We start from the raw sequence: 16,135 nt of genomic DNA on the forward strand, positions 1-16,135 counted from the left end.
TATCACCTTAGACTATCTGTCTTCGTCCAATGCAACTGTAGTGATTCTGGTCGCTTCGTAGTTCCCCTCTGACAGCTTGCGTGTCAGGCGTAATGTGGCTGTTTCGCGAGCGAGTATATGTTGATATGTGCTTTCCAGGCGTGCCATGATTTTGTCGCGCAACTCTGGTTGCCGGGCAATGATGGCTTCAATAGCGGCCCCGTAGATCTCTTCTTTAGCCTGCAGGGCATAGATTTCACGGCGATTTTGCCATTTCATACGTACCAGCGCTGCGGGTATTGAGACCATATCCTGAGCTACGCTTTCCAGTGTCGCGTTCTTATTGGCAATTAACACCGCCAGATTTTGCTTTAAGACAAACTCATCACTTTTATGGTTATCTAAAGCTAAATAAACATTATTATCCTCAACATCTTTCATCTTATTTTTCTACCAGAGAATAAAAAATGGGGGCGTCGGTTTCACGAGTAATTAAATTAAGCCAAATTTTATTGCCATGTTCATTTATCATGTTCGTTTTTTGGGTCAGAATTTCACTTAATTCTTGAGAGTTAATGTCACCCTCTGCCTGTAAGGCATTTAGCAAGCGCGTGAACGATTCAATTTTTGCTACGTGAAAAAGGCGTTCTTTTAAATGACGATCGCGCTCTTCAAACAGCATATTTCGTGACTGTCCGGTCGCTGCGGAACTGATCAAAATATCTTTTTCATAATCGTTTAACGTAATCTTTCCCTGAGTCAAATTTTCACTATTTTCTGTGGTGCTGGTATTGCTCGGGGAAGTGGATAAATGAAAGTGAGAGGGAACAAGATGCTCGGGAAGCATGTTGATATATCCTTTGCTGCCAATGATAGGATGTTTTTAATAAGATAGGCCGCGTTGACAATAACATGGGGTAAATTTAAAATCAAAAAAAACGGAGCCTGCATATGAACAGTATATTTTATTCTGTTATTACCCTGCTATTACTTACCTGCGGTGTACTTTTTCTGATGCGTAGTACAAATAAAAACCGATATGCAGAGGATTTTACATCAGCAAACCAACCAGAAATACTAAGCAAAGAAGAGGGTGAAGATCATTTTGCGGTACTGATGAATTCGATCACCCCAGTATGGTACTGGCGGGTTAACCACGAATATATTGATTTTATTCACTCGACGATAAAACGGATGACAATGGTGGAATTGAATGAAACTCCTGGGCTATTTGACTCACAGCGACGCTGTAGCGATCTCAACTCTGCGGTGTATAAATATTACGACAACATCAAAAAACGCTGTCTGAGTGGGGAGAAAGTACCACATGCCGATCTGGACGTGCTCAATTTGCGACAATGCTTCAGGGAGTTCAGTCTGGAAGCCTACCCCACACTCGTCGCGCTGGTATGGCCGGAGTACCAGCGTCCGCAGATCAAAGCGGAAGAGATTTGAGGCGTCTGTTATTTCAGTACTGTACTACATCATCATGCCTCTGAACTTTGTGCTCTCGGTAGTTGTGATGACCAGCTGATACGACATAAGTACTGAAACATTCTGGCCGGGGCCGGCAACGCCGCCACCCGGCACAGTATTAAAGACGATTATTTGTCTGATGACGCCTGCCACAGATTAAGCTGACCATCGGCGACGTGTTTATCAATCTGCGCCAGCTCTTCTGCACTGAATGTCAGATTGCTTAATGCCTGAACGTTTTCTTCCAGTTGTTCAGGTCGGCTGGCACCGATTAAGACTGACGTCACCCGGTTATCTTTCAGTAACCAGCTCAACGCCATCTGCGCCATTGACTGTCCGCGTTGTTGCGCCATTTCGTTCAGCAAGCGCAGGCTATTAATATTCGCCTCCGACAGCATATTTTCCGTCAGTCCACGGACCTTTTTCCCTTCACGCTGCATGCGCGAACCTTCCGGAATGCCGTTGAGATATTTCCCCGTCAGTAATCCCTGGGCCAGTGGCGTAAAAGCTATGCAGCCCATGCCGTTGGATTCCAGCGTATCGAGCAAACCACTGCTGTCTACCCAGCGGTTAAGCAGGTTGTAGGAGGGTTGGTGGATCAGCAGCGGAATTTTCCATTCCCGCAGCAGCTCTGCCATTTTTTGTGTTCGTTCGGGCGAATAGGATGAAATACCGACATACAGCGCTTTGCCACTTTGCACGGCATGGGCCAGCGCAGCAGCGGTCTCTTCCATTGGCGTGTTTTCATCCACGCGGTGAGAATAGAATATATCAACGTAATCAAGTCCCATCCGTTTCAGGCTTTGGTCAAGGCTGGCAAGCAGGTACTTGCGCGATCCGCCCGAACCGTATGGTCCCGGCCACATGTCATAGCCTGCTTTGGTGGAGATGATCAATTCATCACGATACTGAGCAAAATCTTCGCGCAGTAATCGGCCAAAATTCTCTTCCGCGCTACCCGGAGGCGGCCCGTAGTTATTGGCTAAATCAAAATGGGTGATCCCCAGATCAAATGCTTTGCGCAGCAGGGCACGCTGTGAATCCAGTGCTTGAACGTGTCCAAAACTATGCCATAAACCCAGCGACAACGCGGGTAAGCGCAAACCGCTACGGCCACAGTAGCGATAGAGCATCTGCTCATAACGTTCAGTATTGGCAAACCAGGCCATGAGATCTCCTTAGTGCAGGTGAATTTCGAAACAACGTTTCTATTCTAGCGGGTTAGCGATGAATATCCCGTTCACAAGTCACATTGGGATGAAAAACTGGGCAAAAACAGGCCGCTGTGCTTTGCTTAAAAAAACATCATGCAGGAGTGGAACTATGCCGCGTTTGACAGCCAAAGACTTTCCACAGGAGCTACTCAATTACTATGACTATTATGCTCACGGTAAAATATCTAAACGAGAGTTCCTCAATATAGCGGCGAAATATGCAGTTGGCGGCATGACGGCGCTGGCATTATTTAATTTGTTGAAACCGAATTATGCCCAGGCGGTGCAGGTGGAATTTACCGATCCCGATATTCTGGCAGAGTACATTACCTACCCGTCACCTGAAGGGCACGGCGATGTGCGGGCTTATCTGGTTAAGCCTGTGAAAGTGTCGGGGAAAATACCTGCGGTCATTGTTGTACATGAGAATCGTGGGTTGAATCCGTATATTGAGGATGTCGCCCGGCGGGTGGCTAAGGCTGGCTATATGGCACTCGCACCGGATGGATTAAGTTCAGTAGGGGGCTATCCGGGGAATGATGATAAAGGCCGGGAATTACAGCAACAGGTTGATCCTGTTAAGTTGATGAACGATTTTTTTGCCGCAGTTGAATTTATGCAGCGTTATCCGACAGCGACGGGGAAGGTCGGCATAACCGGATTTTGCTACGGAGGTGGCGTATCAAATGCAGCGGCTGTCACCTTTCCTGAACTGGCCTGTGCCGTTCCCTTTTATGGGCGGCAGGTGCCTGCGTCAGATGTCCCTAAAATCAATGCACCTTTGTTATTACACTATGCAGCATTAGATGAGCGTATTAATGAAGGCTGGCCAGCTTATGAAGGAGCGCTGAAGGCCAATAAGAAAGTCTATGAAGCATTTATCTATCCTGGGGTTAATCATGGTTTTCACAATGATTCAACGCCGCGTTATGATAAAGCCGCTGCCGATTTAGCCTGGGAGCGGACTATCTCATGGTTTAAAAAATATTTACAATAAAAAACAAGGCATTATTTAGTTAACCTGGTTAGTTATCTGAATAAGAATGCTACCTGGTTTCATTAGCATTCATATTGATATGGCCGGAAAAGACCAAGATGTACTTAAAAAAGTAAAAAAATAACAAACGCATTATATCTTCTCTGCTCTCTGCCGATAACAAGGGTAAGTCTCGCCTGATGGCGAATCCCCTCATCAACGGCAAGGAAATTATTATGCGTTTGCTGAAAAACTTCACTATTCGTATTGTTATGTTGGCAATACTTGGACTTTTTTGCCTGCTCTGGTCGGGCGTGGGTTTATTCAGTCTCCATTCTTTATCAAAAATCTCAGAAGGGAATGATATTGATCGCCATCTGGTACAGCAGATGACGATTCTCAGCCAGGGAAACGATCAGTATTTCCGTTTTGTGACGCGTTTAAGTCGGGCAATGGATGTCAAAATTAGCGGGGGAACACCTGATTTTGCTCCTGCCCAACAATCGCTGAATAACATGAGTAAAAAGCTTGAGGAGATGAAGAAACTGTCTCCAGGGCCGATGGATCCGGAAATTGCTGCCGCAGTACTGGCGAAGTGGCAAGCACTGCTGGACAAAGGCGTGACCCCACAAATGCAGTTGGCGCAGCAGGGAACCCTCACGGCATGGTCAGAACATGCCAGTACCGTCACACCAGCACTGAGCCGTGAATTTGGCGCCAGCGCCGAGCGTTTTAATACCACTGCGGGTGAGAGGCTGGATACGACACGTGTTATGGTTGACAGCAAGACGTCTATCATCCGGACGTTAATTATCACTGCCGTCATCCTGGGGATTGCAATCCTTATCTTTACCGACCGTTACCTCGTTTCAATGATGGTGAAGCCGCTGGCGCGTATTCGCCAACAGTTCCGTCAGATTGCGCAGGGCGATCTCAGTCATCCAATTGAAGAATTAGGGCGTAACTGCGTGGGCCAACTGGTGCCTTTACTGTCCGCGATGCAGGACAGCTTACGTGAAGCTGTGAGCACGATTCGTTCGGGAAGCGACAACATCTGGCGTGGGGCAACAGAAATATCCAGCGGCAATAATGATCTCTCTTCACGTACTGAAGAACAGGCAGCTGCGCTGGAAGAGACCGCAGCCAGCATGGAACAGCTGACCGCAACGGTAAAACTGAACGCTGAAAACGCGCGCGAAGCCAGCCAGCTTGCCGACACTGCGACAGAAACGGCGGGTAAAGGTAGCACGTTAGTTTCGCAAGTGGTCGACACAATGGATGGTATTGCGGCCAGCTCGAAACAGATCGCTGAAATTACCTCAGTTATTAATAGTATCGCCTTCCAGACGAACATTCTGGCGCTCAATGCTGCAGTCGAAGCTGCCAGAGCTGGCGAGCAGGGACGTGGTTTTGCGGTGGTCGCCGGTGAGGTTCGCAATCTCGCCAGTCGTAGTGCCGGGGCGGCGAAAGAGATAGAGACATTAATTGGCGAATCGGCGCGCCGTGTCGATCAGGGGGCTCGTCTGGTTAAAGAGACTGGCTCGACGATGGAAGCAATTCTGCGCGGTGCGACCGAAGTGACCGTCATTATGAAACAAATCGCTTCTGCTTCTGAGGAACAGAATAAAGGTATTTCGCAGGTCAGCGTGGCGATTACGCAAATGGACAGCGTTACCCAACAGAACGCCGCGCTGGTGGAACAGGTTTCTGCAGCGGCGGTTGCACTGGAGCGGCAGACTGAAGATCTACAGCGCTCTGTACAGCAGTTCCGGCTTTCTGCAAATGATGTGCAATACGCTTCAACTAACACCGCTTCCTCTTCAGAAGAAAGCAGAACACCTGCGACACCTAAAACGGACGAATGGGTGGCCTTTTAATCTGGCACAAAAAAGTGCGTGATACCTCTGGTCTTTGCTTAAAAAATCGCTATATAATTTGTTATATAGCGATTGGAGAATATGCATGGACAACCATTTTGGTAAGGGCCTGATGGCCGGGTTAAACGCCTCAAGTGCGGACAGTGCACGTAAAGTGGCTGGTTTTTGTGCTGACTATAAGCGCGGATTTGTGCTCGGTTTTTCGCATCGTATGTTTGAAAAAACGGGTGATCGACAGCTTAGCGCGTGGGAGGCGGGGATCCTGACGCGTCGTTATGGACTGGATAAAGAGATGGTGATGGATTTCTTTAAAGAGAACCAGTCGAGTACAACAATTCGGTTTTTCATGGCCGGCTATCGGCTCGAAGCTTGATCCAAAAGGGGTATTATCTTGCTTTAATTAATTACACTATTGACCTACGCCTTCGTTTTGTTGCTCCGCCGAAGTATTATAATGCACATAACCATATAAAAAGTGTGGTAAATGGCGCGCCGATCGCAATATGCAACATGCGAATGGTGCAAAATAAAAAGCCAGGTCTTCGCAACGGAATAACAATAAAATGACTGGAGATAATTCTCTCATCAATTCGAACGGCATCAATCGCCGTGATTTCATGAAGCTTTGTGCAGCACTGGCCGCTACCATGGGGCTCAGTAGCAAAGCCGCCGCAGAAATGGCAGAATCAGTTTCCCGTCCTCAGCGCCCGCCAGTTATCTGGATCGGTGCTCAGGAATGTACGGGTTGTACTGAATCTCTGCTTCGTGCGACACACCCTACAGTGGAAAACCTCGTCCTTGAGACAATCTCTCTGGAATATCATGAGGTGCTCTCCGCCGCCTTCGGCCATCAGGTTGAAGAGAATAAACATAACGCTCTGGAGAAGTACAAAGGGCAATATGTTTTGGTGGTAGATGGTTCTATCCCACTAAAAGATAATGGTATTTACTGCATGGTTGCCGGTGAGCCAATTGTGGATCACATCCGTAGAGCGGCAGAAGGTGCAGCAGCTATCATTGCTATCGGCTCTTGTGCCGCATGGGGTGGTGTTGCTGCCGCTGGCGTTAACCCAACGGGTGCCGTCGGTTTGCAAGAAGTTCTGCCAGGCAAAACCATCATCAATATCCCCGGCTGTCCGCCGAACCCGCATAACTTCCTCGCGACTGTCGCGCATATCATCACCTATGGCAAACCACCGAAGCTGGATGCGAAAAACCGTCCGACATTTGCCTACGGTCGTCTGATTCACGAGCATTGTGAACGTCGTCCGCACTTCGATGCTGGCCGCTTTGCCAAAGAGTTTGGTGATGAAGGTCACCGTGAAGGTTGGTGCCTCTACCATCTGGGCTGTAAAGGACCAGAAACGTATGGCAACTGCTCAACATTGCAGTTCTGTGATGTTGGTGGCGTGTGGCCGGTGGCAATTGGTCACCCGTGCTACGGCTGTAACGAAGAGGGCATTGGTTTCCATAAAGGCATTCACCAGCTCGCCCATGTGGAAAACCAGACTCCGCGTTCTGAGAAGCCTGATGTCAACATAAAAGAAGGCGGCAACATTTCAGCCGGGGCTGTTGGGCTGCTTGGTGGCGTAGTAGGACTGGTTGCCGGCGTCAGCGTGATGGCGGTACGTGAACTGGGGCGTCAGCAAAAGAAAGATAACGCTGACTCACGGGGAGAATAACCGTGAACAGACGTAACTTTATTAAAGCAGCCTCCAGCGGAGCGTTGCTGTTGGGCGCTGCGCCGTCCGTCAGCCATGCGGCTGCAGAAAACCGTCCGCCGATCCCGGGTTCTCTTGGGATGCTCTATGACTCGACGCTGTGCGTAGGCTGCCAGGCCTGTGTCACCAAGTGTCAGGATATCAACTTCCCGGCGCGTAACCCGGAAGGCGAGCAAACCTGGTCGAACAACGACAAATTGTCACCGTATACCAACAACATCATTCAGGTGTGGCGTAGCGGAACAGGCGTTAACAAAGATCAGGAAGAGAACGGTTACGCATACATTAAGAAACAGTGTATGCACTGTGTCGATCCTAACTGTGTCTCTGTTTGCCCGGTCTCCGCGCTGAAAAAAGATCCGAAAACCGGCATTGTCCACTATGACAAAGATGTTTGTACCGGGTGTCGCTACTGCATGGTTGCTTGCCCGTACAATGTCCCTAAATACGACTACAACAACCCGTTTGGTGCGCTGCACAAGTGTGAGCTTTGTAACCAGAAAGGTGTTGAACGGCTGGATAAAGGTGGTTTACCGGGGTGTGTTGAAGTGTGTCCTGCTGGTGCCGTGATTTTTGGTACGCGTGAAGAGCTGATGGCTGAGGCGAAAAAACGTCTCGCGCTGAAGCCTGGCAGCGAATACCACTATCCGCGTCAGACAGTGAAAGCCGGTGATACCTATCTGCATACGGTACCGAAGTACTACCCGCACCTGTACGGTGAAAAGGAAGGCGGCGGTACGCAGGTTATGGTGCTGACCGGTGTTCCTTACGAAGATTTGGATCTGCCGAAACTGGATGATCTTTCAACCGGTGCGCGTTCCGAACATGTTCAACATTCCCTGTATAAGGGCATGATTTTACCCTTGGCTGCGCTGGCGGGCTTAACCGTGCTGGTTCGTCGTAACACGAAAAACGACCATCACGATGGAGGAGACGATCATGAGTCATGATCCTAAACCGCTGGGCGGAAAAATAGTCAGCAAACCGGTCATTATTTTTGGGCCGTTAATCGTCCTGTGTATGCTCCTGATCGTGAAACGTCTGGTCTTCGGATTGGGGTCTGTCTCCGATCTGAACGGCGGTTTCCCATGGGGTGTGTGGATCGCGTTTGACCTGTTGATCGGTACTGGCTTCGCGTGCGGCGGTTGGGCGCTGGCGTGGGCAGTATATGTTTTCAACAGAGGGCAATATCATCCGCTGGTTCGCCCGGCGCTACTGGCGAGCCTGTTTGGTTACTCGCTGGGTGGCCTGTCGATCACCATTGACGTAGGTCGCTACTGGAACCTGCCGTATTTCTACATTCCGGGCCACTTTAACGTGAACTCGGTACTGTTCGAAACGGCGGTCTGTATGACCATCTATATCGGCATTATGGCGCTGGAATTTGCTCCGGCCTTGTTTGAGCGTCTGGGGTGGAAAGTCTCCCTCAAGCGTTTGAACAAAGTGATGTTCTTTATTATCGCCCTCGGTGCGCTGCTGCCGACTATGCACCAGTCTTCAATGGGTTCATTGATGATTTCTGCAGGCTATAAGGTCCATCCGCTATGGCAAGCTTATGAAATGTTGCCGCTTTTCTCTGTATTAACCGCCTTCATTATGGGCTTCTCGATCGTCATTTTTGAAGGCTCGTTGGTGCAAGCCGGCCTGAAAGGTAACGGTCCGGACGAGAAAAGTTTGTTCATCAAGCTGACAAATACGATTAGCGTCCTGCTGGCGATATTCGTCGTCCTGCGCTTTGGCGAGTTGATCTATCGCGACAAATTGTCGTATGCGTTTGCAGGCGATCTTTACTCCGTGATGTTCTGGATTGAAGTCGTGCTGATGGTCTTCCCGCTGGTAGTCCTGCGCATCGCTAAGCTGCGTAATGACTCGCGTATGCTGTATCTGTCCGCGTTGAGTGCATTGCTGGGCTGTGCGACATGGCGTTTGTCCTATTCGCTGGTGGCATTTAATCCTGGTGGTGGCTACCACTACTTCCCGACATGGGAAGAACTGTTGATTTCTATTGGTTTTGTGGCTATTGAGATTTGTGCATACATCGTACTCATTCGTCTACTGCCGATACTTCCTCCTTTAAAACAAAACGATCAAAATCGTCATGAGGCGAGCAAAGCATGAGCCAGAGAATTACTATTGATCCGGTAACCCGTATTGAAGGCCATTTACGCATCGACTGCGAAATCGAAAATGGCGTGGTATCTAAAGCATGGGCGTCCGGTACCATGTGGCGCGGCATGGAAGAGATCGTGAAGAATCGCGATCCGCGCGATGCATGGATGATTGTGCAGCGTATTTGTGGTGTTTGCACCACGACTCACGCTATCTCTTCTGTGCGTGCAGCAGAAAGCGCACTGAACATTGATGTTCCCGTGAATGCACAGTACATCCGTAACATCATTCTGGCAGCGCACACCACGCATGACCATATCGTGCACTTCTACCAGCTGTCTGCGCTGGACTGGGTGGACATCACCTCTGCGCTGAAAGCCGATCCAGCGAAGGCCTCGGCGATGCTGAACGGTGTGTCGACCTGGCACCTGAACAGTGCGGAAGAGTTCACCAAGGTTCAGAACAAGATTAAAGACCTTGTTGCCAGCGGCCAGTTAGGTATTTTTGCTAATGGTTGCTGGGGCCACCCGGCGATGCAGTTACCGCCGGAAGTGAACCTGATTGCGGTCGCACACTACCTGCAGGCGCTGGAATGCCAGCGTGATGCAAACCGCGTCGTGGCGCTGCTGGGCGGTAAGACACCGCACATTCAGAACCTGGCGGTAGGCGGGGTTGCGAACCCAATTAACCTCGACGGTCTCGGCGTGTTGAACCTTGAACGCCTGATGTACATCAAGTCCTTCATCGATAAGCTGAGCGACTTTGTTGAGCAGGTTTACAAGGTGGATACCGCTGTCATTGCGGCGTTCTATCCGGAGTGGTTGGAACGCGGTCAGGGTGCGGTTAACTATCTGAGCGCGCCGGAATTCCCGACTGACGGTAAAAACGGCAGCTTCCTGTTCCCGGGCGGTTACATCACCGATGCCGATCTGTCGACCTATCGTCCGATCACCTCTCACTCTGATGAATACCTGATTAAAGGGATCCAGGAGAGTGCGAAACACGCGTGGTACAAAGACGAAGCGCCGCAGGCACCGTGGGAAGGCACAACGGTTCCTGATTACACTGGCTGGTCAGATGATGGCAAATACTCCTGGGTTAAAGCACCGACCTTCTACGGTAAAACGGTTGAAGTGGGTCCGCTGGCCAACATGCTGTGTAAGCTGGCAGCGAAACGCGAATCTACCCATGCCAAGCTGAATGAAATCGTTGCAATCTATACGAAGCTGACCGGTAAAACGATCGAAGTAGCGCAACTGCATTCCACGCTGGGCCGTATTATTGGCCGTACCGTTCACTGCTGTGAACTGCAGAACGTTCTGCAGGATCAGTACAATGCGCTGATCGTGAACATCGGTAAAGGCGACCACACAACCTTCGTGAAACCGGATATTCCGGCAACAGGCGAATTCAAAGGTGTCGGTTTCCTTGAAGCGCCGCGCGGTATGCTTTCTCACTGGATGGTGATTAAAGACGGCATTATCAGTAATTACCAGGCGGTTGTTCCGTCAACCTGGAACTCTGGCCCACGTAACTTCAATGACGAAGTAGGGCCGTACGAGCGTTCGCTGGTAGGCACGCCAATCGCTGATCCAAACAAACCGCTGGAAGTGGTTCGTACCATTCACTCCTTCGACCCTTGTATGTCATGTGCGGTGCATGTGGTGGACGTTGACGGGAACGAAGTGGTCTCAGTTAAGGTTCTGTAATGCGGATATTAGTCTTAGGGGTCGGCAATATTTTGCTGACCGACGAAGCCATCGGGGTACGTATCGTTGAGGCATTAGAACAACGATACATCCTGCCAGACTATGTTGACGTTCTGGATGGCGGTACGGCTGGGATGGAACTTCTCGGCGACATGGCGAACAGAGATCATCTGATCATTGCTGACGCCATTGTGTCGAGAAAAAACACGCCGGGAACCATGATGGTCCTGCGGGATGAAGAGATTCCGGCGCTGTTTACCAACAAAATCTCACCGCACCAGCTTGGCCTGGCCGATGTTTTGTCGGCCCTGCGCTTTACCGGCGAGTTCCCGAAAAAACTGACTCTGGTTGGTGTTATTCCGGAATCGCTGGAGCCGCATATCGGTCTCACCCCGACGGTTGAAGCCATGATTGAACCTGCTCTTGAGCAGGTTCTTGCTGCGCTGCGCGAATCGGGTGTGGAAGCGATCCCTCGGGAGACGGCCCATGTCTGAAGAGTTTTTGGGCTTTCAGGCGGCCCCGAAGGAGCAGATTCAGGCTGCGTTTGAAGAAGTAGCCCGACGTTCGATGCACGATCTTTCTTTCTTGCATCCGAATATGCCGGTGTATGTTTCTGATTTTTCGCTGTTTGAAGGGCAGTGGACGGGGTGTGTTATCACGCCCTGGATGCTCAGCGCACTGATTTTCCCGGGGCCAGACCAGGTCTGGCCCGTACGTAAGGTCAGTGAGAAAATCGGGCTGCGTCTGCCGTATGGCGAGATGACATTTACCGTTGGCGAACTTGATGGCGTATCGCAGTACTTTTCCTGTTCGTTGATGTCACCGCTTTCGCACAGCATGTCGGCACAAGAGGGTGTCCGTCTGACTGACGATTGTGCACGAATGTTGTTATCGTTACCTGTTAGCGACCCGAATGCGCCGCAAATGGGACGTCGGGCACTGTTGTTGGGCCGCCGGAGTAGCGAAAATGCATGAGCTGTCTCTTTGCCAGAGCGCGGTTGAAATTATTCAACAGCAGGCAGAGCAGCACGATGTAAAACGTGTTACCGGCGTTTGGCTGGAAATTGGGGCGCTCTCGTGTGTTGAAGAGAGCGCCGTACGTTTCAGTTTTGACATCGTCTGCCAGGGCACGCTGGCGCAGGGATGTGAACTACACATTGATTACAAACCTGCCCAGGCCTGGTGCTGGGATTGCAGTCAGGTCGTGGAGATCACCCAGCATGATGCGCAGTGTCCACTCTGTCAGGGCGATCGTTTGCGGGTTGATGCCGGCGATTCACTGAAAGTTAAAAGTATAGAAGTCGAATAGCCCATAGGTTGCTATGGGGCGGAGTCAGATATGTGTATTGGAGTCCCGGGTCAGGTTCTGGCCGTTGGTGAGGATATTCACCAGCTTGCGCAGGTTGAAGTGTGCGGCATCAAACGAGATGTCAATATTGCCCTGATTTGTGAAGGTGATACAGCCGAGCTGGTTGGGCAATGGGTGCTGGTGCACGTAGGGTTCGCCATGAGCATCATTGATGAAGATGAAGCTAAAGCCACGTTAGATGCACTTCGCCGTATGGAGTATGACGTCACCAGCGCGTGACCACTTCTTAAAATGCCGGATAGCGAACAGGCTAATCCGGCATCTTATTTTAACCCTGACGTTTATCTTCGGTATTCGTGTCGAAGTCGCTGGCGTCATGGCGTTCATGCAACTGCTCGTTAAGCGGACCGTTAGTGCGGTTTACAATGCGACCACGCTTAACCGCCGGGCGTTTTGCAATCTCTTTTGCCCAGCGCTGAACATTTTTATAACTTCCCGCATCAAGGAATTCTGCCGCGTCATAGACGTTCCCCAAAACGACATTGCCAAACCATGGCCATACTGCCATATCGGCAATAGTGTACTCATCCCCTGCCACAAACTGATGATGCGCCAGCTGCTTATCCAGCACGTCGAGTAAACGCTTGGCTTCCATCGTAAAGCGATTGATCGCGTACTCAATTTTAACCGGTGCATAGTTATAGAAGTGTCCGAAGCCACCGCCGAGGAAGGGCGCCGCTCCTTGTAGCCAGAACAACCAGTTCAGCGTTTCGGTGCGTTTCGCCAGATCCTGCGGCAGGAAATAACCATACTTTTCCGCCAGATAAAGCAGGATGGCGCCAGACTCAAACACGCGAACTGGCGGGTTTTGCGAATGATCGCGCAAAGCCGGGATCTTGGAGTTGGGATTCACTTCCACAAAGCCGCTGGAAAACTGATCTCCATCGCCAATGCGGATAATCCAGGCATCGTATTCCGCGCCCTTCACCCCTTGCGCCAGCAGTTCTTCCAGCATAATCGTGACTTTCTGACCGTTTGGCGTACCCAGCGAGTAAAGCTGCAATGGATGCTTGCCGACTGGCAGCGTTTTCTCGTGTGTGGCACCGGAAACAGGGCGGTTGATATTGGCGAATGCGCCGCCGTTTGATTTATCCCACGTCCAGACTTTCGCGGGCTGATAAGTATTGTCTGACATGTTGACCTGCCTTCTGAGTGGTTGTGTTGAAGCAGTGTAGCAGTTAGGTAGAACTCAATTTAACAGATTGGGACTTTATGTCGCTTTGTGCTGAAAGGGGAAGATAAATATAACCCGTTCATTGTACTCAGACCGTACTCCATCAAGAGGAAATCAATGTAAGACGGAAATTGCTACCGTACTCACCATCAATCATTGGCGGTCAATAAGCAGTAATAATGAAAAAGGGTGTTCCAGGAGTAAGCGGTTATCAGGGACCGGCGGGTGGGTGGGGCGCGGTAAAAGCCGTCACTGCTTCAGTGTTTTCGCAAAAGGCAGTCGTGCGCGACATTATCGCGATGTTTAAAATGAACCAGGTGAAGGGGTTCGACTGCCCGGGCTGCGCATGGCCAGATCCGGGTCATCGTGCGCCGATGGAGCTTTGCGAAAACGGCGTAAAGGCAGTTTCCTGGGAAACCACCACGAAGAAAGCGTCACCGGCGTTTTTTAGCCGCCATCCGGTTTCAACCTTGTGGCAATACAGCGATTATAAACTGGAAAATACAGGCCGTTTGACGCATCCGATGAAATACGATGCCGGAACTGACACCTGGCAGGCTGTCGAGTGGGACATTGCGTTTCAGGAAATTGGCGAGCGCCTGCGCAGCTATAATTCAGCACAGCAAGTAGAATTTTACACATCCGGCAGAACCTCAAACGAGGCAGCGTTCCTTTACCAGTTGTTTGCCCGCGAATACGGCAGCAGCAACTTTCCCGATTGTTCAAACATGTGCCACGGCCCAACCAGTGCCGGGCTGACGCGGGCAATCGGTTTGGGGAAAGGAACCGTAGAACTTGACGATTTTAACCATTGTGATCTGGTGATTTGCATTGGACATAATCCTGGTACTAATCATCCGCGCATGCTCACCACGTTACGCGATGTCGCCAACCGTGGGGCCAAAATTATCTCCATCAATCCGCTGACCGAAAGAGGGCTTGAGCGCTTTAGCTTCCCGCAGAGTCCGAAAGAGATGTTCACCGGCCAGGCGACGGAACTCAGCAGCGACTACTACCAGGTCAAAATGGGCGGCGATGCCTCATTGCTCAAGGGTATTATGAAGGCGTTGATCGAAATGGATGAGGCGCGGATCTTGCTCGATCAACCGCCGACGCTCGATCATGCGTTTATTGATGAACATACCGCCGGATATTCTGCGCTGTATGAGGATTTACGCCAGCGTAGTTGGGCGGAACTGGAACTGGATTCCGGTCTGACGCGTAGCCAGATGGAAGATCTGGCACACAACTACAATAAGTCCCGCGCCACCATCATTTGTTACGGACTGGGTATCACCCAGCATAAAAACGGTACGGAAAATGTTCAGCAACTGGTGAACCTGCTGTTGCTTAAAGGCAACATCGGTAAGACGGGGGCGGGGATTTGCCCTCTGCGTGGTCATTCGAATGTACAGGGTGACCGTTCTGTGGGGATCAATGAGGCGGCATCAGAAGATTTCCTGCAGCGGCTCGAAGCACATTTTTCTATCACCGTTGCGCGTAAACATGGTCGATCCAGCGTGGAAAGTATTCGGGCAATCGAACGGGGCGAGGCGAAAGCCCTCATTTGCATGGGAGGCAACCTGGCGGTGGCGATGCCAGAACCGCAACGTACCTTCGCGGCGATAAAAAAACTGGATATGCAGGTCCATATCGCGACCAAGCTGAACCGATCGCATTTGCTGCTGGCAAAACACAATTACCTGTTGCCTGCGCTGGGCAGAACGGAACGCGATATACAGGCTACCGGTGTTCAGTCTGTAACCGTCGAGGATTCGATGTCGATGGTGCATGCCTCCTGCGGTGGGCTGAAGCCTGCCTCCAGATGGTTAAAATCCGAACCCGCCATTGTGGCTGGAATGGCACGCGCCACACTTCTTCATTCGCCGGTAAACTGGGAAGACTTAGCAGGTAATTACGCGCTGATCCGCGAGGCTATCGAAGCCGTTATCCCGGAGTTTCATGATTACAATGCACGTATCGCTGAGCCGGGTGGGTTTCGCATGGATACGCCAGCATCACGTCGCGAGTGGCGAACTGCGAATGGTAAAGCCAATTTTGTCGTCAGCCGTCAGCGCGCAATCGAACGTGAAAACCAACCTGCTGATGCGCTGGTGCTGGCCACGTTGCGTAGCCACGACCAGTACAACACCACTATTTATGGGATGAACGACCGTTACCGTGGCATTACCGGTCGGCGCGATGTGGTTTTTTTAAGTGAAGATGAAGCGACTGCTCGTGGTCTGATTCAAGGTGATGTTGTGAACGTTCAGGCACTGGACGATAGCGGGCAGCCTTGTGTTGAACGCATGATGTACGGGCTAACGGTGGTGATTTACGACATGGCGGCGGGTTCCATTGGTGCGTATTTGCCGGAAGCGAACGTGCTGCTGTCACTCGATGCGGTCGACACGGAAAGTTTGACCCCGGCATATAAAAGCGTACCGGTTATCCTGATGAAAGCGTAGTTCCTGATGTGAATTTTTCTCCTCTGAGCGCCAGTCGCTGCGTTGAGGTGTATGATAGGTCGA

At 50.7% G+C, this 16,135-nt stretch carries 17 protein-coding genes; 13 read left to right on the forward strand and 4 right to left on the reverse strand.

Translation table 11 applies throughout. The features are described from left to right. Positions 1 to 12 precede the first annotated feature (12 nt). On the reverse strand, positions 13 to 420 hold the full coding sequence (locus tag LG384_RS20990; RefSeq protein ID WP_045447542.1) for a hypothetical protein: 408 nt from the start codon (positions 418 to 420) through the stop codon (positions 13 to 15). A 1-nt stretch (position 421) separates the two neighbouring features. Continuing rightward, positions 422 to 826, reverse strand: coding sequence for a hypothetical protein (locus LG384_RS20995; protein WP_048220548.1), 405 nt, complete (start codon positions 824 to 826; stop codon positions 422 to 424). 104 nt (positions 827 to 930) lie between these two features. Here LG384_RS20995 and LG384_RS21000 point away from each other — a divergent pair, with 104 nt between their 5' ends. Further along, the gene (locus LG384_RS21000; protein WP_048220549.1) at positions 931 to 1,434 is read left to right on the forward strand and encodes an ESA_00282 family adhesion-associated protein; all 504 of its coding nucleotides are present in this window, start codon (positions 931 to 933) and stop codon (positions 1,432 to 1,434) included. Positions 1,435 to 1,583: 149 nt separating this feature from the next. On the opposite strand, the gene LG384_RS21005 is transcribed toward LG384_RS21000, so the two are convergent. Continuing rightward, positions 1,584 to 2,624: an aldo/keto reductase gene (locus tag LG384_RS21005; protein WP_045447533.1), complete on the reverse strand. Its 1,041-nt coding sequence runs from the start codon at positions 2,622 to 2,624 to the stop codon at positions 1,584 to 1,586. 154 nt (positions 2,625 to 2,778) lie between these two features. Here LG384_RS21005 and yghX point away from each other — a divergent pair, with 154 nt between their 5' ends. The 11 genes from yghX to hybG all read left to right on the forward strand — a co-directional run bounded on the left by yghX (position 2,779) and on the right by hybG (position 12,649). Then, a complete protein-coding gene (gene yghX, locus LG384_RS21010; RefSeq protein ID WP_225761605.1) occupies positions 2,779 to 3,666 on the forward strand; it encodes a YghX family hydrolase in 888 nt (295 codons plus the stop codon). A gap of 215 nt (positions 3,667 to 3,881) precedes the next feature. Beyond that, the gene (locus LG384_RS21015; RefSeq protein ID WP_225761454.1) at positions 3,882 to 5,522 is read left to right on the forward strand and encodes a methyl-accepting chemotaxis protein; all 1,641 of its coding nucleotides are present in this window, start codon (positions 3,882 to 3,884) and stop codon (positions 5,520 to 5,522) included. A gap of 85 nt (positions 5,523 to 5,607) precedes the next feature. Further along, positions 5,608 to 5,895 (forward strand): DUF2623 family protein, encoded by a 288-nt coding sequence (locus LG384_RS21020; protein WP_045447525.1) that lies wholly within the window; start codon positions 5,608 to 5,610, stop codon positions 5,893 to 5,895. Between the two features lie 190 nt (positions 5,896 to 6,085). Next, positions 6,086 to 7,204, forward strand: coding sequence for a hydrogenase 2 small subunit (gene hybO / locus LG384_RS21025; protein ID WP_045447522.1), 1,119 nt, complete (start codon positions 6,086 to 6,088; stop codon positions 7,202 to 7,204). Between the two features lie 2 nt (positions 7,205 to 7,206). Beyond that, entirely contained in the window at positions 7,207 to 8,193 is a 987-nt protein-coding gene (hybA, locus tag LG384_RS21030; RefSeq protein WP_045447519.1) for a hydrogenase 2 operon protein HybA, read from the forward strand. Further along, a complete protein-coding gene (hybB, locus tag LG384_RS21035) occupies positions 8,183 to 9,361 on the forward strand; it encodes a Ni/Fe-hydrogenase cytochrome b subunit (protein ID WP_045447516.1) in 1,179 nt (392 codons plus the stop codon). The genes hybA and hybB overlap by 11 nt, the downstream gene beginning before the upstream one ends. Beyond that, entirely contained in the window at positions 9,358 to 11,061 is a 1,704-nt protein-coding gene (gene hybC, locus LG384_RS21040) for a hydrogenase 2 large subunit (RefSeq protein ID WP_045447513.1), read from the forward strand. Before hybB ends, hybC begins: the two co-directional genes overlap by 4 nt. Continuing rightward, on the forward strand, positions 11,061 to 11,555 hold the full coding sequence (locus tag LG384_RS21045) for a HyaD/HybD family hydrogenase maturation endopeptidase (protein WP_225761455.1): 495 nt from the start codon (positions 11,061 to 11,063) through the stop codon (positions 11,553 to 11,555). Before hybC ends, LG384_RS21045 begins: the two co-directional genes overlap by 1 nt. Beyond that, complete coding sequence (gene hybE / locus LG384_RS21050; RefSeq protein ID WP_225761456.1) at positions 11,548 to 12,036, forward strand: hydrogenase-2 assembly chaperone; 489 nt, start codon at positions 11,548 to 11,550, stop codon at positions 12,034 to 12,036. Before LG384_RS21045 ends, hybE begins: the two co-directional genes overlap by 8 nt. Further along, a complete protein-coding gene (gene hypA, locus LG384_RS21055) occupies positions 12,029 to 12,370 on the forward strand; it encodes a hydrogenase maturation nickel metallochaperone HypA (RefSeq protein WP_045447504.1) in 342 nt (113 codons plus the stop codon). The genes hybE and hypA overlap by 8 nt, the downstream gene beginning before the upstream one ends. A 30-nt stretch (positions 12,371 to 12,400) precedes the next feature. Continuing rightward, positions 12,401 to 12,649, forward strand: a complete 249-nt coding sequence (gene hybG / locus LG384_RS21060; protein ID WP_003024459.1) for a hydrogenase maturation factor HybG — start codon at positions 12,401 to 12,403, stop codon at positions 12,647 to 12,649. Between the two features lie 49 nt (positions 12,650 to 12,698). On the opposite strand, the gene yghU is transcribed toward hybG, so the two are convergent. Next, a complete protein-coding gene (yghU, locus tag LG384_RS21065) occupies positions 12,699 to 13,565 on the reverse strand; it encodes a glutathione-dependent disulfide-bond oxidoreductase (RefSeq protein ID WP_045447499.1) in 867 nt (288 codons plus the stop codon). Between the two features lie 218 nt (positions 13,566 to 13,783). On the opposite strand from yghU, the gene LG384_RS21070 reads away from it, so the two are divergent. After that, positions 13,784 to 16,072, forward strand: a complete 2,289-nt coding sequence (locus LG384_RS21070; protein WP_225761457.1) for an FdhF/YdeP family oxidoreductase — start codon at positions 13,784 to 13,786, stop codon at positions 16,070 to 16,072. Positions 16,073 to 16,135: the final 63 nt, after the last annotated feature.

The sequence above is a fragment of the Citrobacter sp. Marseille-Q3906 genome (assembly GCF_916618775.1).
Classification (GTDB): Bacteria; Pseudomonadota; Gammaproteobacteria; order Enterobacterales; family Enterobacteriaceae; genus Citrobacter; species Citrobacter murliniae.

Coding starts and splice junctions, on each gene's coding strand:
- hypA (WP_045447504.1), top strand. CDS start 12,029: ATGCATGAGCTGTCTCTTTGCCAGAGCGCGGTTGAAATTATTCAACAG.
- LG384_RS21000 (WP_048220549.1), top strand. CDS start 931: ATGAACAGTATATTTTATTCTGTTATTACCCTGCTATTACTTACCTGC.
- LG384_RS21020 (WP_045447525.1), top strand. CDS start 5,608: ATGGACAACCATTTTGGTAAGGGCCTGATGGCCGGGTTAAACGCCTCA.
- hybE (WP_225761456.1), top strand. CDS start 11,548: ATGTCTGAAGAGTTTTTGGGCTTTCAGGCGGCCCCGAAGGAGCAGATT.
- LG384_RS21045 (WP_225761455.1), top strand. CDS start 11,061: ATGCGGATATTAGTCTTAGGGGTCGGCAATATTTTGCTGACCGACGAA.
- LG384_RS21005 (WP_045447533.1), bottom strand. CDS start 2,624: ATGGCCTGGTTTGCCAATACTGAACGTTATGAGCAGATGCTCTATCGC.
- hybO (WP_045447522.1), top strand. CDS start 6,086: ATGACTGGAGATAATTCTCTCATCAATTCGAACGGCATCAATCGCCGT.
- hybC (WP_045447513.1), top strand. CDS start 9,358: ATGAGCCAGAGAATTACTATTGATCCGGTAACCCGTATTGAAGGCCAT.
- hybG (WP_003024459.1), top strand. CDS start 12,401: ATGTGTATTGGAGTCCCGGGTCAGGTTCTGGCCGTTGGTGAGGATATT.
- LG384_RS21070 (WP_225761457.1), top strand. CDS start 13,784: ATGAAAAAGGGTGTTCCAGGAGTAAGCGGTTATCAGGGACCGGCGGGT.
- LG384_RS20990 (WP_045447542.1), bottom strand. CDS start 420: ATGAAAGATGTTGAGGATAATAATGTTTATTTAGCTTTAGATAACCAT.
- LG384_RS20995 (WP_048220548.1), bottom strand. CDS start 826: ATGCTTCCCGAGCATCTTGTTCCCTCTCACTTTCATTTATCCACTTCC.
- yghX (WP_225761605.1), top strand. CDS start 2,779: ATGCCGCGTTTGACAGCCAAAGACTTTCCACAGGAGCTACTCAATTAC.
- yghU (WP_045447499.1), bottom strand. CDS start 13,565: ATGTCAGACAATACTTATCAGCCCGCGAAAGTCTGGACGTGGGATAAA.
- hybB (WP_045447516.1), top strand. CDS start 8,183: ATGAGTCATGATCCTAAACCGCTGGGCGGAAAAATAGTCAGCAAACCG.
- LG384_RS21015 (WP_225761454.1), top strand. CDS start 3,882: ATGCGTTTGCTGAAAAACTTCACTATTCGTATTGTTATGTTGGCAATA.